The organism is Kitasatospora sp. NPDC001132 (genome assembly GCF_053598415.1).
Map to the genome: position 1 here is coordinate 40257 of NZ_JBSFKF010000041.1, position 20320 is coordinate 60576.

Genomic DNA, 20320 nt, shown 5'->3' on the forward strand with positions numbered 1-20320 from the left:
GTGAGCAGCGCCTACCACCATCGTGCGCCCGTCGACAGTGAAAGCGGCGTGAGGGAAGTCCGGGACGACGGTCCGGTGCTCGATCCGGCGTGCGCCCCGGGTAGCGTGCCGCTCGTGACCCACCACCCGCCGCCCATGTCCTCCGCCCCACCGCCCACGTCCGCCGTCCCGCCGCTCACGGTCGGCCACGCGCCCGACGACGACCGCTCCCCCGAGCAGCTCGTCGCCGCCGGGGTGCTGCGGCACCATCCCGACCCGCGCCCCCACCCCACGCTCGGCCACTCCCCGATCGACTACGTCACCACCGAACTCTGGGCCGAGCTCACCGCCCTCGCCATCGCGCCCACTGCCGCCGAGACCACCGCCACCGCGCTGCTGAACTCGATCGCCGACCGCGCCGTGGACGCGGCACTCGCCCCGGGCAACGAGCGCGCCCCGCGCGACGACCTTTACGTGACCGACCCCGCCCACATCGGCCCGCACCGCCGGGCGGTCTGGTTCCAGCGCTCCGGCCCGCGCGGCCCCCGCGACCCGCACAACCTGCTCACCCCGCTCGACCCACTCGGCGGGTTCGCCCCTCGCGGCCCGATCACCGCCTCCTTCGCCCCCCGCGAACCGTAGGCACCAGCACCCCACCCCGCGCACCCGCCGCGCCCCGCACACCCGCCGGGCCACGCACCCCGGCCGCACACTAAGCCGCCGAATTCACACGCCCCGCCGCACGCCCCGCCGCACGCCCCCCCCCCCCGCACACTCAGCCGCAGAACCGCACGTCCGCGCCGGACGCTCAACGCTCGACCTGGAGGCCGTGGCACACCCAGCTCAGCCGGTCCGGCCCGCCGTACGGCGGCCGGTCGTGGTAAGTCCCGTCCGCCACTGACATGTTGACGATCAGGTACGCGTGCCACGTCGACCCGACCCCGTGCAGGTCCGCGTAGACGAGCTCGTCCGCCACGTACCAGTCCACCGAGTTCGCGCCGAGCACGACCCGCAGGTCGAACGTCGCTCCCGGCCCGATCCCGGCGCTCGCGCCGTGCCAGTAACGGAAGCCGCCCCGCACGTGGTTGGAGATCTCCAGCAGGTCGGGGTTGTCGGGGTGGTACTCGAAGACGTCCACCTCGTTGCCGCCGTCCCGCCAGGTCCAGATCGCCGGCCAGGCGCCCAGCTCGACGGGCAGCGTCACGCTCGCCGACAGCACGTCCCCGGCGCGGAGTTGGAAGCCCTCCGGACTGCCCTCGGTGGTCAGCAGACTGCAGCTCCACAGCCCGCCGCTGTGCCGCCTGACCGCCGTGAACACCCCGCCGGGGCAGTAGTCGCGGCTGAGGTAGTCGAGCTTGTGGTCGCTTCTGTTGGTCGGCCCCATCCGGGGATAGGCGCTGCTGCGCCCGGCGGTCCACTGGCTGGTTGAAGTGAAGTCCGCGTCGAACACGACTGTCACGGCCGCCTCCCCGAAGCTCCGGCGTCCCGGCAGTCCGCACGCCGGGCACACAGAGTGAGTTCCCCGATACCCTCCGCAGTATGCGAAGCGCATAGTTCGAGCCCGGGACGAACGTGCGATTCGGTGCTGGCGCGGCCGGTCAGCCGACCGGTGCCGCGCCACCGGCCGCGAGCCGGTCGGTCACCGAGACCACCCCGTCCACCGAGCGGCACAGGTTGAGCACGATCGGCACCAGGTGGGGTTCGGGCACCGTCCCACTGAGCACCACCCGCCCCTGGTTGACCTCCACCCCGATCTCCGCCGGGCTGACCCCGTCGATCCGGCCCAGCACCTCCTCGACGATCTCCCGCCGGATCACCGCGTCCTCGCGCAGGAAAACCCGCAGCAGGTCGCCGCGGCTGACCATGCCGATGACCCGCCCCTCCTCGTCCAGCACCGGCAGCCGCTTGAGGCCGTGCCGGCTCATCAGCCGGGCCGCCGCGACCACGCTGGTGTCCGGCGTGGTACAGACCGGCTGCGCCGTCATCAGGTCGGCCGCGGTCACCTCGCCGTCCGGTCCCGCCTGGGCCGACTCGGGCGCCGGCAGCAGGCTGGCCGGGTCCTCCTGCGCGGCGAGGGTGCGCAGCAGGTCGGCCTCCGAGACCAAGCCGAGCGGCCGCCCCTCCGGGTCCACCACCGGTACGCCGGTGATGTCGTACTCGCTCAGCAGCGCCACGATCTCCCGGAATCCGGTCTCGGGTGAGACCAGGACCACGGGGCTGGTCATCACGGATTCGACGGTGGCATGCCGCACGCCGGTTCACCTCGTCCAACGATGCTGGTCCGACCGGGCACGGGTCGTCCCGGCCGGTACCGGCAGCATCGCTCGTGGCGGCCGGGATCGCCAGGGGCCAAGGGGCCGAACGGGTGGGACCTTGGGCCTCGGCCCGCGAACGCGCTCCCGACAGCGGTCAGGGGCGGACGGTCGCCCCACAGGCGGGGAGGGCACCGGCCGGAGGCCGTGGTGGAGCCGCAGGACCAGCCGTTCCGGCCGTACGTGTTCCGCAGCGCCTGGCCGTGCACATCGGGGTCCGCCCACCCGGCGCCCCGCGTCCCGCGTCCGGAGTGGCGGGCCCGACCGCACGGGCTCGCCACGAAGGCCGCAGCGATCCTGCCGCCGGCCGCGGGGACGACCCCCTCCAGGGCCTGCGGCACGAGCACGCCGGGGTCGCCGCCCGGCTTCCCGGTGCCCGCCGGTCATCCGGCCGAACCGGCGGCCGCCCGAGTACGGGTCGACGGCGTTCGGGTCGTGGCGGGACCGCGTCTGCTCCCGTGGTCCGCCCCGACACCGGAGGTCACCCGGGCGTGACCGTGCCGGACCCGGGAGTCCCGGCCGTACAGCCGGCGCGAGGCGGTCTCCCCGACCGCCGCGAGCGAGACGTTGCGGTCCGCCGCGAGCCGGTCGACGAGCGTGTCGACGGCCCGGGAACCCCCGTCGACCAGGCGGGCGGAGCATCCACCGCTGCTCGTCGGCGGGAGGGCCGCCGGCACGCGCCGGATGTCCTTGCCCCAGGGGCCCGCCGCACACCCGTCATATGACCGCCGATCTCCCCGGGCGGCGCAACCATCACATGATCGACTCGTCGCTTGTCCACCACGACGGCACCACGGCTACCGGGAGGGTTCCTTGGCAGGAACGGTCCGGCTCGCGCACCTGGCGCTGCCCGCCGACCGCGACCGGCACAGCCGGGTGCTCGCCACCCACGCCGCCGTCCAGCGCACCCTGCCACCCGCTGGGCCCGGTCTCCCCGGCCGACCGTCGCCGAGGCGTCCACTCCCGAACCTTCCGACGCCCCGGACGACGACGCCGTCTACGCCGCACTGCGTCTGCGGGTGCTGCGCACCGCGCTCCGGTCGCACCCGGCCGCCCGCCTCCTCACGCCATGGGTCCGGGGCCTGCGGCTGTTCACCCCGAACGGCGGCGAGGAAGACGCGGAAGTCGACCACCCGCTCGCCGCGGTCTCCGCCCCGGACAGGGCGGCCTTCGCCCTGCGGACGGTCGAGGGGCTGAGCCCGGAACGGGCCGCCGAGGTGCTGCGGCAGCCGGAGCGGCGCACCCGGCGGTGGCGGTGGCCATGGCCATGGCCGGACAGGTCCCCTCCGGTTCGGACCCGCTGCCGCCGGCCTTCGACCCGCGCGCCGTCCGGGTACAGCCCACCGACCTGCCGTCGCCGTTCGCTGACGGCCGTGCCCGCGGTCGGTGTGCTCGGACTCACCACCACGGCGGGCGTCCTGGGCGGCTCCCTCCCCGCGGTGCCCGGCCGTCCGGCGACGGTGTCGCTCCCGGGTCCGACACCGACCCCTCCCACCTGGTCCGGGTCGCCGCCGGCGCCTGGCAGCACACCACCCGGGTCGGCTTCACCGTCTGGCCGACCCGCGGCGAGCGGAGCACGGACGGCGCGCTGCTCGGCCGGGCCCTGGCAGCCTGGTCACGGCCCGGCGCCCGGACCCACGCCGAACACCGACCCGGCTCCGCCCACCGCTCCCTGCACCTGCTGTTCGCCGGGACGGTGGACGGCACCGGCGTGGTGGTGTTCCACGACGGCGGGCGGATCGCCCGCTCCACCGACGGCCGGGACGGGCAGGACGCCGAGTCGGACCTCGCCCGGGCCGACGACGCGGACCTCACCACGGCGGGCGCGGTGGTCCTGCACCCCTGGGGCGCCACCGTCCGCTACCTGCTGGCGCCCTGGGTGGACTCGGCCGAGACCCGGCGGATCGACCAACCCGACACCCCCGCGAGCCCGTTGGACCAACCCGACACCCCCGCGCGCTCGTTGGACCACCCCGACGGCCTCACAGCCCCGACCCCGGCCGGTGGTCCCCCCGGCTGCCGGGGCGCCACCCTGCTCCAACTGCGTTCCTCCCCCGTGGTCGCCGACCGGCACGCGTTCCTGCCGACCGACGTGGGCGGCCTGATCCCCACCCACCTCACCCACGCCCCGCCACCGGACCGCACCCAGGCCGATCGCACCCAGGCCGACCACGCCCCGCCCGCCCGCCCCCGAGCCGCGCGAGGCCACCGCCCAGGACCCGCTGCGGGCCTGGTCCCGGGCCGGCTGCGCCGCCCCCGACCGCGCACCGGGCGTCAGGCAACTGGACCTCCGGGTCTTCGCCGTGCAGCCGCTGCCGCAGAACGCCGGTTCGGCCTCCTGGGTCTGCCTGCGCGCCGACCGCTGGGGCGGCGCGGGCAGCGCGGCCACCGCCGTCCTGCTGCCGGGCTCCGGCCGCCCGCAGCGTACCGGCGGCGGATCGGGCCGGACGTGCAGCCGCTCCGAACGGGACACCGTGTTCTGGGCCTGGTGGCGTTCCCCGCGTGGATCGGAGTTCCTGCTCGCGGCGGGCAGCCGCCGGGTCACCCGGCTCGCCGTCAAGGGCCCGGACCGGTCCGCCGACCGCTCCACGCCGCACCGCACCCTGGCCGTCGAACGCCCCGCCCGGGCCGCCGTCCAGGTGGAGGCGCTGCTCGACAACGGAACCCGCATCAGCCCACCACACTGAAGCCCGTCCGCAGCCCGCCAGCAGCCCCTCAGCACCCGGGGCCGCGTCCACGCCGAGGCCCCGTCCGCACCTGGGGCCCCGCCCCGTTCAGCCCGTGGCCAACCGCCGCCGGGCCGACTCCCGCTCGTAGTCCGGCAGTTCGACGCTGCTGACCTGCTTGCCCAGCTCCAGCATCCGCTCCAGCACCCAGCGCCGGTTGAGCAGCGCGTTGCGCAGCCGCAGCCCGGTGGCCGTCCGCGGCGCGAGGAACGGCCCGGTCCGGTCCCCGCCCTTCTGGCAGCCCTGCGCGTAGCCGCGCAGCAGCCGCTCGTACCTCGCGAAGGCGGCGCGGTGGTCGCCGTCGGCCCGGGCCAGCTCGCCCGCCAGGACGTACGCGGCGACCACCGCCGTCCCGGTGCCCATGCCGCCGATGGTCGCGCCGCAGGCGGCGTCGCCGATCAGGGCGATCCGGCCGGTCGACCAGGCGGGCACGTCGGCGCGGCTGATCGAGTCGAAGTACAGCTCGGGGGCGGCGTCCAGACTCTCCAGCAGCTGTGGGACCCGCCAGCCGAGGCCCGCGAAGGCGGCCCGGACCAGCGCCTTCTGCCCTGCCGGGTCGTGGCGGTCGTAGCGCAGTTCGGGCGAGGCGAAGAGGCAGAACGCGCCGGCCCGGGCCGGGTCGCGGTGGGCCGCGCCGACGGACATCAGCCGGCCGGGGACGTTGAGGCCGACCGCGCCGACCGGCAGCCCGTGCTCGTTGGGCAGCCGCCAGGTGGCCGCGTAGTAGCCGAGGTGGCGGACGTAGTGCCGCTCGGGGCCGAAGGCGAGCCGGCGGACGTTGGAGTGCAGGCCGTCGGCGCCGATCACCAGGTCGAACTCGCGCGGCGCCGCGTGCCGGAAGGCGACCCGGACCCCGCTCGGGGTCTCCTCCAGCTCCGTGATCGCGTCGCCGAAGACGTACTCGGCGCGGGCGCTGTGCCGGTGGAGCAACTGGGCCAGCTCGCCGCGCGGGACCTCCAGGTCACCGCCGGCGAACTCGGCGGGCAGGTGCAGCAGTCCGCGCCCGTCGGGGCCCACGAAGGTCATCGGGCTGCCGCCGGTGCCGAGCGCGCGCAGCTCCTCCAGGACGCCCATCCGCTCGAGCACGGTCAGGTGGGTGCGGCCGCGGAAGTCGACGTCCTGGCCGCCGTCGCGCAGGGCGGGCGCCAGCTCGACCACGGTCACCTCGAAGCCGTACCGGCCCAGCCAGTGGGCCAGCGCGGGACCGGCGATGCTCGCGCCCGAGATCAGGACCCTGGTGCTCATGGAAACCACTCCGTCCGAGGAACGTGAAACTGTGTCTGGCGGACACTGTTCGTTGCTGTGTACGGTAGACACAGTTGCATCGGATGGGCAACCCCCCAGGTCGCGGCATGGACGGACACCCGGCCGGAAGCCCGGGGCGGCACACCCCGCAGGGGCCCAGGACGGGAGTGGATGATGGTCGAGTCGGTGAGCGACACCGTGCGGTTGCTCTGGGGTCCTCCGGCCAGGCCCACCCGGGGCCCGAAGCCGGCCCTCAGCCTGGAGCGGATCGCCGCTGCCGGGGTCGAGGTCGCCGACGCGGAGGGGCTCGACGCGGTCTCCATGCAGAAGGTGGCCGGGCTGCTCGACTTCACCAAGATGTCGCTCTACCGGTACGTCCCCGGCAAGGCCGAACTGATCGCCCTGATGGTCGAGTCGGCCGTCGGCGCACCTCCGGACGCACCCACCGGTGCCGGCTGGCGGGAACAACTCACCGCCTGGGCCCACCACTTGGCCGAGTCCTTCGCCCGGCACCCGTGGCTGCTGGACGCCACCGTCGGAGCCCGAGCGCTCGGCCCGAGGGAACTCGCCTGGCTGGAGCGGGCGGTGGCGGCGCTCGACGGCCACGGGCTGACCGGCCCCGAACGGATGGACGCCGCCGTCCTGCTCACCGGGCACGTGCGCGGGATCACCGCGCAGTCCCGCGCCGCCGGACCGGCCGGCACCCCCGAGGCCGAACTCCTGGCCGCCCTCGGCACCGTGGTCCGGGAGCACGCCGACCGCTTCCCGGCCGTCGCCGCCGCCATGGCCGACCCGGAGGGCCGCGACCAGGCGCTGGAGTTCGGCCTGGAGCGCATCCTGGACGGCCTGGCCGCCCTGATCGAGCGCCGGACCGGGCCCCGAGCCGAGCCCCGCGCGAACGCGGGCTGACCCGCTCACCCTCGACCCTCCGGGCCGACCCGCCCACCCTCGACCCGCCGAGCCGGACCGACCCGCCCTCGCCCTCGCCCGTCCGCTCCCCGAAAACCGTTCGGAGCGCCGCCCGTTCACTCGCTACCATCGCGCCTCATGGCGATGTTCGTGCACCTGACCGCCGCGGCCAACGCGCCGCGCATCCGCCGCGCCGGGATCCGCGCCGACAGCCACGGCCAGGGCGGCGCGCGTGGGGTGTACTGCTTCCCCGTGCTGCCCTCGTACACGCTGACCCATCAGTGGCTGCGCGAACTGGCCCGGTTCCACCCCAAGGGCGCGCTCGTCGCGGTGCACCTCCGGCTGGACGACGACCAGGAGGTCCTGGCCGGGCACTACCGCGACCGCGACCGGGGCACCCAGCGGCCGCTGCGCGCCGCCGAGGCGGTCCGGCGGATCGGCACGCTGGCCGACCCGCGTGGCTGGGAGGTGTTCCTGCCGCGCGCGGTGGGGGCCCGCGAGGTGCACCGGGTCCGCGCCGTACCGCAGGTCACCGGCTGGCGCTACCTCCCGGGCGCCCACGGCACCCGGCCGTGCACCTGTTTCGGCTGCCGCATCTACGGCGAGTACGGCGCCCGCCGACTGCGCGAGCGCCACCCGCACCCGCTGGACGGCCCGCCGCCGCCCGTCCCCGTGCTGCTCGCGCGGATCGCGGCGGCCGGCGTACCGGGCGATCCGGCCGAACTGCGCTCGGTGCTGCACTGGTTCGGGTTGCGCCGGCGCGGCCCTCTGGAGCGTCTGGCCCCGCTGGCCGCCCACCCGGACCCGGCGGTGCGGGGGGAACTGGTCTGGGCCGTCTGCCGCTGGTCGACCCCGGGTGTCGCCGAACTGCTGGACAGTCTGGCGGACGACCCGGATCCGGGCGTCCGCGAGGCCGTCGCGGCGGTCCGGGACCGCTGAGGCCCCGGCCGCCGTCGGATCGGAACAGGTCGGGCGTTTCCGTCAGGAGACGCGCTTGAGCTGCCAGGAGTTCTTCTCCAGGCTCGGCACCGCGGAGTAGTTGCAGCCGGAGCCGTAGAAGGTGCTCACGATCGTCCAGCCGGCCGGCGGCCAGGTGGAGGCGCAGGCGTTGACCACGGTGCCGACCGGGTAGCCGGTGAGCTGCATGATCTTCTTGGTGTTCGGGTTGAAGCCGGAGCCGCAGCCGGCGCTGTTCCACCACTGGACGTCCACGTAGCCGCCCGGCGTCAGCGAGGAGGAGCAGACGGTGCTGGTGTCACCGGGCGCGGCCTGGGCCGTTCCCGCGGTCAGGGTCAGCGCGGCGGCGGTGCAGCCCAGGGCCAGGACGGCGGAACGAAGGCGTGTCACGAGGGTCGGCTCCTTTCGGTGACGCGGCCCGTCCGCGTCCCGCCCATTCCTACCCGTACGGCCCGGACGGCGGACAGCGACTTTCCGGCCCCGCCTGCGGCTCGTTCTCGCCCATCCCTGTCGACGGCGGTCCAGCGAGATGCCGCTGGCCTGCGCGATCCCCCGCCGAGGTGCCCGTTCACCCGATCCGGGTGATCATGGGACGAACCGCGTCATCGGCGATACGGCGCACCCGGCCGCCGGCCCGGGGAGCGCTCGGAAGGTGGACTGCGATGTTCCAACTCCTGTGGATCCTGCTCATCGGCTTCGTGCTGGGCGTGATCGCCAAGCTCATCCTGCGGGGACCGCAGTCGATCCCCTGGTGGCTGACCATGCTGCTCGGCGCGGCCGGGGCCTGGCTCGGCAACGCCGTCTCCGGCTGGATCGGCGTCCGCCACACCTCGGGCATCGACTGGATCCGCCACATCCTGCAACTCGCCTTCGCCGTCGCCCTGGTCGCCATCGTCGCCCCCGCCTGGAGCAGGTCGCACCCGAGCCGCTGACCGGCCGGGACAACCTGCCCCACGTGCACGGCCGGGACGGCTCAGCACACGTGCACGGCCGGGACGACCCGCCCCACGTGCGTGCCCGGGGCAGCTCAGCCCACGTGCACGCCCGGGCCCGCTCAGCCCACGTGCACGGCCGGGCGGCGGGCCCGGTCCGGTTCGGCCTCGCGCAGCACCTCGCGGGTGACGGGGGCGATCTCACCCTGTCCGAACAGGAAGAACCGCAGGAACTGGGCGAAGGGGTTGCCCTCGGTCCACTCGAAGTAGATGTGCGGCTGCTGCCCGGTGAGGTCGCGCACCCGCAGCAACAGGGCGGCCAGCGCGTTGGGCACGCTGGAGCTCTCCAGCGACAGCACCCGGTAGCGGTCGTGCAGCACCTCGCCGCGCACGGTCAGCTCGGCCTCGAAGTCGGACGGGTCGAGCACGGTGACCTCGACGAAGACCAGGTCGTCCTCGGCCGGGATGTCGTTGTCCCGCCGGATCTGGTGGATCTTGTCACGGTACTCGGCGAGGTCCCGGCTGTTCGGCTCGTTGGCGATCAGCCGCAGCGGGCGGTGGGTGTAGTCCCGGACGAACCGCTCCGCGACCTCGTCCAGCACCACGTCGGTGACGCGCAGTTCGAAGGCGCGCTTGAGCCGGGACAGGAAGGAGACCAGCATGATGCCCGCGATGAAGCAGGCGCCGATCTTGACGCCGTCCGGCCGCTCGGCGATGTTCACCGCCGTGGTGTAGAGGAAGACCGCCGAGATCACTCCGAAGCCGGCCCGCCAGCGACGCTGCCCGGCCTTGTGGGCGGCGATGGTGACGGCGATGGCCGCGGAGCTGATCAGCACCAGCACGCCGGTGGCGTAGGCGCCGCCCTGGGCGTCCACGTTGGCGTCGAAGATCCAGGTCACCAGGAAGGCGATCAGGGTGAGCACGATGACGGTCGGCCGCACCGCGCGGGCCCAGTGCGGGGCCATGCCGTAGCGCGGCAGGTAGCGCGGCATCAGGTTGAGCAGCCCGGCCATCGCGGAGGCCCCGGCGAACCAGAGGATGGCGATCGTGGAGAGGTCGTAGACGCTGCCGAAGGTGCTGCCCAGGTACTCGTGGGCGAGGTAGGCGAGCGCCCGCCCGTTGGCCTGGCCGCCGGTCTTGAACTGGTCCTCGGGGATGAGCAGCGTGGTGATGAAGCTGGTGGTGATCAGGAACACGCTCATGATCGCGGCGGCGGTGGTCAGCAGCTTGCGGGCGCCACGGATGCGGCCGGTGGGCTTCTCCTCGGTGTCGTCCGGGTCCCCCTCGATGTGCGGCATCACGGCGACACCGGTCTCGAATCCGGACAGGCCGAGCGCCAGTTTCGGGAAGACGATCAGGGCGACGCCGATCATCGCGATGGCGTTGCCGTGTTCCGCGGTCAGCGCGTCCGTCCAGTCGCTGAACAGGTGCGGGGCGCTGAGCACGTGCCACAGCCCGTTCGCCACCACCACGACGTTGAGCGAGAGGTACACCGCGACCAGCACCACGGCCAGGCCGATCGCCTCGCTGAACCCCTTGAGGAAGACCGCGCCGAGCAGGGCGATCATGATCATGGTCAGCGAGATCTGCCTGCCGGCCAGGGCGCTGTGCAGGTGCGGGTTCTCCACCAGGTGGGCGCTGGCGTCGGCGGCGGACAGGGTGATGGTGATCATGAAGTCGGTGGACGCGAAACCCAGCAGGGTCAGCACGAAGAGCTTGCCCTGCCAGAACGACAGCAGCCGTTCCAGCATCGCGATCGACCCCTGGCCGTGCGGACTCTCCTGGGCGACCCTCCGGTAGACCGGCAGCGCGCCGAGCAGGGTGACGATCACCAGCACGATGGTGGCCAGCGGCGAGACCAGCCCGGCCGCGAGCGCGGCGATGCCGGGCTGGTAGCCGAGCGTGGAGAAGTAGTCCAGGCCGGTCAGGCACATGACCCGCCACCAGCGCTGGCCCTTCTCCTGCTGAGGCTCGGCGTGCGGGCCGGGGTGCTGTTTGGCCATGTCGGACAGGCCTTCCAGCAGCCAGGCCCGGAACCGCCCACCCCGGGAGGAAGGCACCGCCCCCTGCTCGGCCGACCCCGAAGACACCACGTGCACCCCTGTCCACGACTCGGCCGGGCGCGCGGCTCCGGGCCCCCTGCGGCCGCCGGACGGCGGGCCTGGTCAGGCTAGGGGACGTGATCGCCGGGGTCGGGCAAGCGCGCGGGCCGACACACCCGGGTGCGCCCGTACGGCCCTCCCCGGTGGCGGGCCGTCCCAGGCCTCACCCCCGCAGGGCGGCACCCCCGCGAGACCCCGTGATCCGGCGCGGCGGCCTACACCGGCTTCGCGAAACGCGCGAGGATGTCCGCGCACCCGACATGCCCGGCCGGGGCGGCCACGGGCACGGAACACGGGGCACGGAACACGGGGCACGGACACGGACGAGGGAAACAGGGAGGTCGCGGTGGTGGAGCCGAGCCGGCGGAGGGTTCTGGGCCTGGGCCTGATGGCGGCCGCGGTCACCTCCTGCGGCCCCCGCCGCCCGGACCCCGCCACCGACCCGCGCCCCTCCACCCCGGCAGCCGCCTCGGCACCCGGCGCCGCGGCACCCGGCGCCACCGCCCCCGCCTCCGGCGGCCCGGTCGCCGACGGGCACACCGGCCCGACGAGCGAGCGCTCCCTGCCCGGCAACCCCGACTGGGAGATCACCGACCCCGGCCCGGACGGCGCCATCGAGGGTTTCGCCGACCGGGTCAGCGTCCTGCCAGGGGAGTCCTTCGGCCTGCACGTCTCCACCTCCGCCGCCGCCTTCACCGTCTCCGCCTACCGGATGGGCTGGTACGACGGCGCCCGCGCCCGGCTGGTCTGGCGCCGCGAGCACGTCCCCGGCGGCAAGCAGGCCGCGCCGCACGTGGACCCGGCGACCCGCACCGTGCTGACCGGCTGGCAGCGCACCCTCGCGGTGGACACCGCCGGCTGGCCCGAGGGCGCCTACCTGCTGCGCCTGGACGCCGAGGACGGCTCCGGCCGGCGCTACGTCCCGCTCACCGTCCGCTCGGCGAGCACCGCCGGCCGGACCGTGATCATGAGCGCCCCGGCGACCTGGCAGGCCTACAACGAGTGGGGCGGCTACAGCCTCTACAACGGCCCGACCGGAGGCCTGGCCACCCGCTCGCTGCAGGTCGTCTTCGACCGGCCGTACGACTACGACCACGGCGCCGGGCTGTTCCTGGTCTACGAGGCGCCGCTGGTCGCCCTCGCCGAGCGGCTCGGCCTGCCGCTCGCGTACACCACCGGCATCGACGTGGCCCGCGAGCCCGGCCTGCTGACCGGGGCGAGCGCCGTCCTGTCCCTGGGCCACGACGAGTACTGGTCGCCCGAGCAGCGGGCCAACGTGGTCGCGGCCCGGGACGCCGGGACCAACCTGGCGATCCTCGGCGCCAACTGCTGCTTCCGCCGGGTCCGCTTCGAGCCGACCGAGCTCGGCCCCGACCGCACGGTGGTCTGTTACAAGGACGCGTGGGCGCAGGATCCGGGCCACCGGTCGGGCGCCCCGGCGACCACCGACTTCAGGGTCGGCCCGGGCGCCGACCCGGAGAGCTCGATGCTCGGCGTCATCTACGACGGCTACCCGGTGGACGCCCCGTACGTGGTCACCTCGCCCGGGCACTGGGCCTTCGAGGGGACGGGCGTCGCGGCGGGCGCGTCGTTCCCGCACCTGGTCGGGGTGGAGTACGACCGGGTGGACACCGGCTTTCCCACCCCGCGGCCGATCGAGGTGATCGCCCACTCCCCCGTGGTCTGCGACGGCCGCCGCTCCCACTCCGACACCGCCTACTACACCGTGCCGAGCGGCGCCGGGGTGTTCGCCACCGGGACGATGCGCTGGGTCGAGGCGCTGGAGGCCCGCGGCCCCGGCGGCGGCAAGGCCGACCACGGCATCGACTCGCACGCCGGGGACCTGGTCCGCCAGGTCACCGAGAACGTCCTGCGCGCCTTCGCGGCCGGACCGGCCGGCCGGACCCACCCTGCCCAGGACAACCTCGCGGTCGTCTACGGCACGGCGTAGCGGGCCCGGCTCGGCCGGCCGTGAGCGCCGGTGCGGACGCCCGCGCCCTGAGCCGGGGCCGGCGGCGCCCGACACCCCCGGTACACTCGCACGGTCCCATCCGGAGCAGGCACGAGGGAAACAGAACATGGTCGAGGCCTCCCCCAAGGTCGTTGTGGTCGTCCCCACGTACAACGAGCGGGAGAACCTCCCGGTCCTCGCCGGCCTGCTCGCGGAGCTCCCGGTGCCCAACCTGCACCTGCTGGTGGTCGACGACAACTCCCCCGACGGCACCGGTGAGATCGCCGACAAGCTCGCCGTGGACTCCGGCGGCACCGTGAGCGTGCTGCACCGCACCGAGAAGGACGGCCTCGGCCGCGCCTACCTGGCCGGCATGGCCAAGGCGCTGGACGAGGGCGCCGACGTCGTGGTGCAGATGGACGCCGACCTCTCCCACCCGGCCTCCGCGATACCCGCGATGGTCGAGACGCTGCTCACCGACGGCACCGCCGTGGTGCTGGGCTCGCGCTACGTCCCGGGCGGCTCCACCGCCGAGGAGTGGCCCTGGCACCGCAAGGCGCTCTCCGCCTGGGCGAACTTCTATGTCAACGCGATCCTCAGCCTCGGCGTCCGGGACGCCACGGCCGGCTTCAAGGCCTGGCGGGCCGACACCCTGCGCGCCATCGACCTGCCGACCGTGCAGAGCAACGGCTACTCGTTCCAGGTCGAGATGAACTACCGGGTCGTCAAGCAGGGCATGACCATCCGCGAGGTGCCGATCCGCTTCGAGGAGCGGATCGAGGGCGCCTCGAAGATGAGCATGGGCGTGCAGGTCGAGTCCGCGCTGGCGCCCTGGAAGCTGCGCTTCAACCGCGACGACTAGCGGGTACCGGCGGCGCACGGCACGGGCCCGGCCCGCACCGGCCCGGCCCGATGCGGGCGTACGGGTGCCGGAAGGTCCCGGGAGCGGTGTGAACGGCGGCTTCGGGGAAAGAAGGGCGACATGGCCCTTCTCCCGGAGACCCTCAAGGACCTGGTCCGCCGCAGCGCCCGAGACCCCTTCGTGGTCCAGACCATCCGGGCCACCGTCGCGGCCACCATCTCGTACGCGGTGGCGACGCGGCTGAGCAGCGAACCCGCCCCGCTGACGGCGCCGCTGACCGCGCTGCTGGTGGTCCAGGTCACCGTCTACTCGACGCTCAAGACCAGCATCCGGCGGGTCAACTCGGTGGTGGTCGGGGTGCTGATCGCGATCGGCTTCAGCTCCGTGGTCGGGCTCTCCTGGTGGAGCCTCGGGCTGATCATCCTGGCCTCACTGGTCGTCGGCCGGTTCGTCCGGGTCGAGGAGTTCGTCCAGGAGGTCGCGATCAGCGCGATGCTGATCCTGGGCGTGACCAAGCTGGCCTCGCAGGCCTGGGACCGGGTGCTGGAGACGCTCATCGGAGCCGCCGTCGGCCTGCTGTTCAACCTGCTGTTCGCGCCACCGGTCTGGGTGGACACCGCCGGGGAGTCGATCGAGGACCTCGCCCGGCGGGCCCGCCAGCTGCTGCTGGACATCTCCGAGGAGCTTGGCCGCCCCACCCCGGTGGCCAGGGCCGCCGAGCGGCTGCACGAGGCCCGCCGGCTCGACCAGGCGATCGCCGACGTGGACGCGGCGCTGCGCCAGGCCGAGGACAGCCTGCGGTTCAACCCGCGGATCAGCGAGGGGCTGCTGTCCCGGCTGGTGCTGCGCACCGGGCTGGACACGCTGGAGATCTGCGTCGTCGTGATCCGCGTGCTGGCCCGCTCGCTGACCGACCTGGCCAAGCGGCGCGGACCCGATGAACGGCTCTTCCCGCCGGAGGTCGCGGTGGAGCTCGAGGAACTGCTGGCGCACGTGGGCGGCGCGATGGTGAGCTACGCGGTGCTGGTGACCACTCAGGTGAGCCGCAACGCCGAGGAGGCGGAGGAGCGACTGACCGCCGAGCTGGCGGCCGCGTGGACCTGCCGGGAGAACGTCGCCCAGCTGCTGCTGCGCAAGGTCCAGGAGCACCCGGAGGCCTGGCAGCTGCACGGTTCGATACTGGCCGAGGTGGACCGCATCCTGGACGAGATGGACCTGGAGCACCGCGGCCGGCGGCTGATGGAGGAGCTGGACCGGGCCTCGGTGGCGAACCGGGAGCGGTTCTCCCGCTATGCCGCGCTGCGCCGCCTGCTGCGGGGCGAGCGGGCCCGCGGCGGGCGGTCCTCCGTCAAGGCGCAGCGCCCGGCGGCGTAGGCCGGGCGCCGTTGCCGGGGTGTCCCGCCCGGCGCTTCGCCGGGTCCCGGCCGGCGGGCCCGGCGCCGTTCCCCGGGGCTTCCCGCTCGGCGCCGTTCCCCGGAGCGCTGCGGTCAGGGCATCAGCCAGGGCTGCTGCGGCAGCGGGTGGCCGGTTTCCAGGTAGGTCTTGAGATTGGCGAGCACCGCCGACCAGCCCTGTTCGGCGTCGGCCCGCGCGGCCTCGTCGGCGAGGTTCTCGTGGATGACGGTGAGCCGGGTGAGGTCCTGCCAGCCCTGGATCTCGAAGGTGACCCGGGACGGCCAGCCGGCCCGGTCCTCCTGCGGCCCGGCCCAGGTGGTGACCAGCCGGTGCGGGCGGTCGACCGCCTCGACCGTGCCGGTGACGTCGGCGATGCCGGAGCCGTCGGTCCGCTGGTGCTCCCAGGGCGCGCCGAGCAGCCAGGTGGAGACGTTGCGGTGGCCCCAGTAGAGGCCGGACTCGTCGGCGTTGGTGAGCGCGTGCCAGACCCGCTCGGGGGTGGCACGCAGGTAGGTGATGCCGCGGTGGCTGAGGGCGGTCACGGCCTCACCCCTCGGCCGCGGCGAGCAGCGGCTGGATCTCGATCTTCTGCATCCGCAGCATGGCCGCGAAGACGCGGTCCGCCTTGGCCCGGTCCTCGCCCGCGACCAGGTCGAGCAGCACCCGGGGGGTGATCTGCCAGGAGAGGCCGTATCTGTCCTTGAGCCAGCCGCACGGGCCCGGCTGACCGCCGTCGGCGGTGAGTCCCGCCCAGAGTGCGTCGACCTCCTGCTGGTCCTCGCACTCCACCTGGAGCGAGATCGCCTCGGTGAAGTGGAACTCGGGGCCCCCGTTGAGGGCCGTGTACTCGCGGCCGGCCAGCTCGAACTCGACGGTCATCACCGAGCCGACCGGGCGGGGGCCGGCCTCGCCGTAGCGGGTGGTCCTGGTGATCCGGGAGTTCGGGAACAGGGAGGTGTAGAAGGCGGCGGCCTCTTCGGCCCGGTCGTCGAACCAGAGGACGGTGGTGATTTTCTGCATGCGCCCGACGGTAACGGCGGGGTCCGGTACGGCGGCCGAGCCACGGCCGGGGGTCACCGGATCGGCGCCCCCGGCCGACCTCGCGTCAGTGCACCCAGCCCGCGTAGCGCTGGACGAAGCGCTGACCGGTGTGGGCGGTCACGATGACGTCGTAGCGGCCCTGCTTGTCCAGCGGCCAGGCCAGGTTGGCCTGCCTGCCGGGCTTGGCCCAGACGGTCTGCGCGGTGCCCGCGAAGTCGTTGGGCGCGGCGGTGAAGGCCACGTCGGTCATCCCGTCGTTGGCCAGCTGCAGGGTGAGCTTGCGGTCGCCGCGCAGGTCGGCGGTGACGATCGGCACGCCGATGTCGTTCTGGCCGTCCTGACCGTCGCGCACCACGGTGCCGGCGAAGCGGCGGACGAAGCCGTCCGGGCCGTGCACGGTGAAGTCGTAGCGGCCGCCCGTGGTGGCGGCGTCCCAGACGTACCGGGCGGTGGCGCCGGGGGCGACGGTGTACGGGGTGCCGGCGAAGGGGAGCAGGATGTTCGGGTAGACGGCGTACGGGAACGCCACCGAGCCGTCGTTGCTCATCGTGCAGGTGACCTTGCCGGTCCTCCGGTCCACCTCGACGTCGGCCCACGGCTGGTACGGCAGCGGGCGGTGCGGGCGCTCGCCGCGCTCCTGGACGGGCATCGCCTGGGCGCCGACCGCCGGCAGCGCGACACCGGGCAGCTTGGTGCCCGCGTCGGCCCTGGCCATCAGCGCCTTGGTGTCGGGCAGCGCCGGGATCGAGTGCTCCGGGGCGGCGAAGTCGAAGCAGCTGGTGAGGTCCCCGCAGACGGCCCGGCGCCAGGCCGAGATGTTGGGCTCGGCCACCCCGGTGACCAGCTCCATGAAGCGCAGCACGGACGTGTGGTCGAAGACCTGGGAGTTGACCCAGCCGCCGCGCGACCAGGGCGAGATCACCCAGAGCGGCACCCGGTTGCCGAGGCCGATGGCCCGTCCCTGGGTGAACTCCTCGGGGGTGCCGGGCTCGGGGGTGGGCGGGACCACGTGGTCGAAGTAGCCGTCGTTCTCGTCGTACATCACCAGGAAGACGGTGTGCCGCCAGACCTCCGGGTTGGACATCAGCGACTGCAGGGCCTGGTCGACCCAGTGCGCGCCGTAGGCCGGGCCGGCCTCCGGGTGCTCGGAGAACAGGTAGGGCGCGACCAGCCAGGAGACGGTCGGCAGGGTGCCGTCCTTGCAGTGGCGGTCGAAGTCGGCGGGGTCGAACTTCGTCATCGCGTTGACGTAACGCGGGTCGTCGTGCGGGAAGTCGTGGAACTGCTTGAAGTAGGAGAGCGCGTTGTCGTCGTAGTCGCCGGTGCGGTCGTCCTTGCTGGGGTTGTGGTACACGCGCCAGCTGACGCCGGCCGCCTCCAGGCGCTCGGCGTAGGTGGTCCAGTCGGCGACGGGGTTGTCGGTGACCGGGGTGTTGTCGATCCACGGCCCTGTGGTGCCGTCGCGGCCGGGGCCGGAGGTGCCGGTCCACAGGTAGAGGCGGTTGGGGTCGGTCGGGCCCGCCAGCGAGGTGAAGTAGGCGTCGCAGACGGTGAACGCGTCGGCCAGGGAGTACTGGTAGGGGATGTCGTCCCGGGTGAAGTAGCCCATGGTGCGCTCGCCCTTGGCGGCGATCCACTTGTTCATCGCGCCGTTGTTGATGGCCTGGTGACCGGTGGCCCAGTCGTGCGGGAGGCCGCCGGCGTTCTGCGCGTTGTACTTGGCGGTGTCCATCCGGTACGGCAGCATCACGCCGCCGTCGCTGCGCCGGCTGTCGGGCTGGCGGAAGACGTCGGTGCCGTCCGGGAACTGGAGCGCCTGCTTGTCGCCGAAGCCGCGGACGCCGGCCAGGGTGCCGAAGTAGTGGTCGAAGGAACGGTTCTCCTGCATCAGGACGACGACGTGCCTGACGTCCTTGACGGTGCCGGTGAGCGGGACGGTCGGCTTGGCGCCGCCGGCGGCGGCGGGCGCGGGGGCCGGGGCGGCGGCGGCCTGGGTGGCCGTCAGACCGGTCAGGGCGGTGGCGCCGGCGGCCGCGGTGGCGCCGACGAAGGTGCGGCGGGAGAGCTCGGGCATGACGAACTGGCCTCTCGGAACTGGGAGTCGGGGAGCCTGGGAGCTCAGAGCCGGAAGGTGGCGACCGCGGCGGCGGTGTCGGAGGGCCACTCGTTGGCGGCGGCACCGGGCTCGGGCTGCGGCCAGTCGGCGACCAGGGTGTGCGCCTCGACCAGCTTCAGCGGGCCCGCGTACTGGACGTAGTCGATGCGGTCCTGCGGCTCAGGACGGTCGCCGCGCTGCTTGCGGGTGGGCGACCAGGTGTTGCCCGGGGCCTTGACCGGGTCGGGGCACTCCTCGCGGAAGGCGTCGGTCAGGCCGGCGTCCTGGAGGGCCACGGTGACCGGCCAGGCGAGCGCGCCGACCCCCTGGTGGGCGGCGGCGGTGGCGGCCGTCCAGTCCCGGTGCGAGGGCGAGGAGAGCGCGCCGGCCAGCACCACCGGGATGCGCCGGGCGATGTCCGCGCGCACGGCGGCGGCCAGCGCCTCGGCCTGCTTCAGCCGCAGCGACCCCTTCTCGGCGGCCAGCACCTCGGCGGCGGTCCGGCCGTCCTGGACCGCGTACGGGCCGTAGCCCGCCTCGTCCAGGTGGGCGGCCCAGAATCGGACGCTGCGGCCGCCGGGCAGCCGCAGGGTGACCGCGGCGGCGGGCAGCTCGGCGGTCGGCGGGGTGACGTCGCCGAGCGGGTGGCGGCTGAGGATGCCGATGCTGCCCGGGCTCTGGTAGGCGTACCAGCCGAGGGCGTCGGCCAGGGTCCTGGCCCGCTCCCCCGCGGTCTCCTGGAGGGCGAGCACGTCCAGGCCCTGGGCGAGGACCACGCGCAGTTGCTTCTCCAGCGCGTCGGTGTGGGCGGAGCCCGCGTCGTGCAGGTTCCAGCCGGCGGCCTTGAGGCGCGGTGCGGCGGCCGGGTCGACCACCGGGACGAGGACGGTGACGGTGTCGGTGGCGCCCGTACTGTCCTTGACGCCGACGACCACCGGCTCGGGGGCCTTGCCGGGGGCGGCGGGGGCGGTGCCGGTGAGGACGCCGTCGGCGCTGACGGAGGCCCAGGCCGGGCCGGCGACCTTGCGGAAGGTGGCGGAGCCGGCCGGGTTTCCGGCCGGACGGGACCAGAGTCCGCCGAGCCGGACCGTCACGGCCGCGCCCGGGGCGACGGGCGTGGCGGTGAAGGAGTCGACGGCGGCGTGCGGGCGCACGACGGCGGGCTGGGGGCGGAAGGCGAACGGCTCGGTCCGGGCGAGGATGCCGTAGCCGTCCTTGGCGAGCAGGTAGGCGGTGTACGGGCCGCCGGTCAGCGCGGAGGTGTCGAGCTGGACGTCGCCCGAGGTGCCCGGGGTGTACTTCCACAGCAGCGAGCCGCCGTTGCCGGGCTGGCGGCCGCCGTCGTAGATGCCGACCCAGTTCTTGGCGTCGGGGACGTCGGTGGTCCAGTGGAAGGTGAGCCGGTCGCCTTCGGTGGGGTTGCTGGAGGAGCTGAGCGTCAGGGCGCTGCCTGCGGCCACGGTTGTCCTGTCCGCCGCCCGGGGCCGGGGCCCGCCGGGGGACGGTGCGCCGGGGCCGGGTACGGCTGGTCACGGAGGCTGGGAGAGGGGAGCGCCGCAGTTGGCTGTACAACTGCGGGCGCCCTCATTCATCCGAAGGTCAGCGACCAGCGCATGAACGACGCGTGACGGAGCGTCGGGCGGAGCGGGAACTTCGGTGGGCGCGCCTGCGGGCGCCTCCGCGGACGTGTCTTCGAGCGCCTCCTCGGACGCTTCCGCGGGCATGCGGCGGGGGCTGTGGTGAGCAGGAGGTGCCGGACGCCGTGCTCGGTCACCAGGTGCCGGGCCAGCAGCGCACCGAGTTGACCGAAGGCA

Annotated in this window: 18 protein-coding genes; 8 read left to right on the forward strand and 10 right to left on the reverse strand. The window is 74.2% G+C overall.

The window, feature by feature from the left end; all coding sequences use genetic code 11:
- The first annotated feature begins 114 nt into the window (after window positions 1-114).
- The gene (locus ACWDBE_RS34820) at window positions 115-621 is read left to right on the forward strand and encodes a hypothetical protein (protein ID WP_449809943.1); all 507 of its coding nucleotides are present in this window, start codon (window positions 115-117) and stop codon (window positions 619-621) included.
- A 166-nt stretch (window positions 622-787) separates the two neighbouring features.
- Here ACWDBE_RS34820 and ACWDBE_RS34825 read toward each other — a convergent pair whose 3' ends face one another.
- The 3 genes from ACWDBE_RS34825 to ACWDBE_RS34835 form a co-directional block, all read right to left on the reverse strand.
- Entirely contained in the window at window positions 788-1438 is a 651-nt protein-coding gene (locus ACWDBE_RS34825) for a beta-glucanase (protein WP_449809944.1), read from the reverse strand.
- A gap of 139 nt (window positions 1439-1577) precedes the next feature.
- Window positions 1578-2204 (reverse strand): CBS domain-containing protein, encoded by a 627-nt coding sequence (locus ACWDBE_RS34830; protein ID WP_449792874.1) that lies wholly within the window; start codon window positions 2202-2204, stop codon window positions 1578-1580.
- 1702 nt (window positions 2205-3906) lie between these two features.
- The gene (locus ACWDBE_RS34835; protein WP_449809945.1) at window positions 3907-4131 is read right to left on the reverse strand and encodes a hypothetical protein; all 225 of its coding nucleotides are present in this window, start codon (window positions 4129-4131) and stop codon (window positions 3907-3909) included.
- Between the two features lie 463 nt (window positions 4132-4594).
- On the opposite strand from ACWDBE_RS34835, the gene ACWDBE_RS34840 reads away from it, so the two are divergent.
- On the forward strand, window positions 4595-4978 hold the full coding sequence (locus ACWDBE_RS34840) for a hypothetical protein (protein WP_449809946.1): 384 nt from the start codon (window positions 4595-4597) through the stop codon (window positions 4976-4978).
- A gap of 87 nt (window positions 4979-5065) precedes the next feature.
- Here ACWDBE_RS34840 and ACWDBE_RS34845 read toward each other — a convergent pair whose 3' ends face one another.
- A complete protein-coding gene (locus ACWDBE_RS34845; RefSeq protein WP_449792877.1) occupies window positions 5066-6262 on the reverse strand; it encodes an FAD-dependent monooxygenase in 1197 nt (398 codons plus the stop codon).
- A gap of 186 nt (window positions 6263-6448) precedes the next feature.
- Here ACWDBE_RS34845 and ACWDBE_RS34850 point away from each other — a divergent pair, with 186 nt between their 5' ends.
- Both ACWDBE_RS34850 and ACWDBE_RS34855 read left to right on the forward strand, forming a co-directional pair.
- Entirely contained in the window at window positions 6449-7171 is a 723-nt protein-coding gene (locus ACWDBE_RS34850; protein ID WP_449809947.1) for a TetR/AcrR family transcriptional regulator, read from the forward strand.
- 138 nt (window positions 7172-7309) lie between these two features.
- Window positions 7310-8110, forward strand: coding sequence for a HEAT repeat domain-containing protein (locus ACWDBE_RS34855; RefSeq protein ID WP_449792879.1), 801 nt, complete (start codon window positions 7310-7312; stop codon window positions 8108-8110).
- 42 nt (window positions 8111-8152) lie between these two features.
- On the opposite strand, the gene ACWDBE_RS34860 is transcribed toward ACWDBE_RS34855, so the two are convergent.
- Entirely contained in the window at window positions 8153-8518 is a 366-nt protein-coding gene (locus tag ACWDBE_RS34860) for a hypothetical protein (protein WP_449792880.1), read from the reverse strand.
- Window positions 8519-8790: 272 nt separating this feature from the next.
- Between ACWDBE_RS34860 and ACWDBE_RS34865 the strand changes: the two genes are divergently transcribed.
- On the forward strand, window positions 8791-9060 hold the full coding sequence (locus ACWDBE_RS34865) for a GlsB/YeaQ/YmgE family stress response membrane protein (protein WP_449792881.1): 270 nt from the start codon (window positions 8791-8793) through the stop codon (window positions 9058-9060).
- Between the two features lie 122 nt (window positions 9061-9182).
- On the opposite strand, the gene ACWDBE_RS34870 is transcribed toward ACWDBE_RS34865, so the two are convergent.
- Complete coding sequence (locus ACWDBE_RS34870) at window positions 9183-11063, reverse strand: amino acid transporter (RefSeq protein ID WP_449792888.1); 1881 nt, start codon at window positions 11061-11063, stop codon at window positions 9183-9185.
- Window positions 11064-11550: 487 nt separating this feature from the next.
- Here ACWDBE_RS34870 and ACWDBE_RS34875 point away from each other — a divergent pair, with 487 nt between their 5' ends.
- The 3 genes from ACWDBE_RS34875 (at window position 11551) to ACWDBE_RS34885 (ending at window position 15349) form a co-directional block, all read left to right on the forward strand.
- Window positions 11551-13113 (forward strand): N,N-dimethylformamidase beta subunit family domain-containing protein, encoded by a 1563-nt coding sequence (locus tag ACWDBE_RS34875; RefSeq protein WP_449809954.1) that lies wholly within the window; start codon window positions 11551-11553, stop codon window positions 13111-13113.
- A 127-nt stretch (window positions 13114-13240) separates the two neighbouring features.
- Window positions 13241-13975, forward strand: a complete 735-nt coding sequence (locus ACWDBE_RS34880) for a polyprenol monophosphomannose synthase (RefSeq protein ID WP_449792882.1) — start codon at window positions 13241-13243, stop codon at window positions 13973-13975.
- Between the two features lie 120 nt (window positions 13976-14095).
- Entirely contained in the window at window positions 14096-15349 is a 1254-nt protein-coding gene (locus ACWDBE_RS34885) for an FUSC family protein (RefSeq protein ID WP_449809948.1), read from the forward strand.
- A 113-nt stretch (window positions 15350-15462) separates the two neighbouring features.
- Here the strand turns inward: ACWDBE_RS34885 and ACWDBE_RS34890 are convergent, their stop codons facing one another.
- The 4 genes from ACWDBE_RS34890 to ACWDBE_RS34905 form a co-directional block, all read right to left on the reverse strand.
- Window positions 15463-15912: an SRPBCC domain-containing protein gene (locus ACWDBE_RS34890; RefSeq protein ID WP_392877756.1), complete on the reverse strand. Its 450-nt coding sequence runs from the start codon at window positions 15910-15912 to the stop codon at window positions 15463-15465.
- Window positions 15913-15916: 4 nt separating this feature from the next.
- Window positions 15917-16390 carry a VOC family protein gene (locus ACWDBE_RS34895; protein ID WP_449809949.1) on the reverse strand — a complete coding sequence of 158 codons (474 nt, stop codon included), beginning with the start codon at window positions 16388-16390 and terminating at the stop codon, window positions 15917-15919.
- A gap of 85 nt (window positions 16391-16475) precedes the next feature.
- The gene (locus ACWDBE_RS34900; RefSeq protein ID WP_449809950.1) at window positions 16476-18485 is read right to left on the reverse strand and encodes a phosphocholine-specific phospholipase C; all 2010 of its coding nucleotides are present in this window, start codon (window positions 18483-18485) and stop codon (window positions 16476-16478) included.
- 44 nt (window positions 18486-18529) lie between these two features.
- Complete coding sequence (locus ACWDBE_RS34905; protein ID WP_449809951.1) at window positions 18530-19966, reverse strand: endonuclease/exonuclease/phosphatase family protein; 1437 nt, start codon at window positions 19964-19966, stop codon at window positions 18530-18532.
- Window positions 19967-20320: the final 354 nt, after the last annotated feature.

Excerpts from the sequence above, each read along its gene's own strand:
- ACWDBE_RS34830 (WP_449792874.1), bottom strand. The coding sequence starts at position 2,204 with ATGACCAGCCCCGTGGTCCTGGTCTCACCCGAGACCGGATTCCGGGAG.
- ACWDBE_RS34845 (WP_449792877.1), bottom strand. The coding sequence starts at position 6,262 with ATGAGCACCAGGGTCCTGATCTCGGGCGCGAGCATCGCCGGTCCCGCG.
- ACWDBE_RS34855 (WP_449792879.1), top strand. The coding sequence starts at position 7,310 with ATGGCGATGTTCGTGCACCTGACCGCCGCGGCCAACGCGCCGCGCATC.
- ACWDBE_RS34865 (WP_449792881.1), top strand. The coding sequence starts at position 8,791 with ATGTTCCAACTCCTGTGGATCCTGCTCATCGGCTTCGTGCTGGGCGTG.
- ACWDBE_RS34870 (WP_449792888.1), bottom strand. The coding sequence starts at position 11,063 with ATGGCCAAACAGCACCCCGGCCCGCACGCCGAGCCTCAGCAGGAGAAG.
- ACWDBE_RS34875 (WP_449809954.1), top strand. The coding sequence starts at position 11,551 with ATGGCGGCCGCGGTCACCTCCTGCGGCCCCCGCCGCCCGGACCCCGCC.
- ACWDBE_RS34880 (WP_449792882.1), top strand. The coding sequence starts at position 13,241 with ATGGTCGAGGCCTCCCCCAAGGTCGTTGTGGTCGTCCCCACGTACAAC.
- ACWDBE_RS34885 (WP_449809948.1), top strand. The coding sequence starts at position 14,096 with ATGGCCCTTCTCCCGGAGACCCTCAAGGACCTGGTCCGCCGCAGCGCC.
- ACWDBE_RS34895 (WP_449809949.1), bottom strand. The coding sequence starts at position 16,390 with ATGCAGAAAATCACCACCGTCCTCTGGTTCGACGACCGGGCCGAAGAG.
- ACWDBE_RS34900 (WP_449809950.1), bottom strand. The coding sequence starts at position 18,485 with ATGCCCGAGCTCTCCCGCCGCACCTTCGTCGGCGCCACCGCGGCCGCC.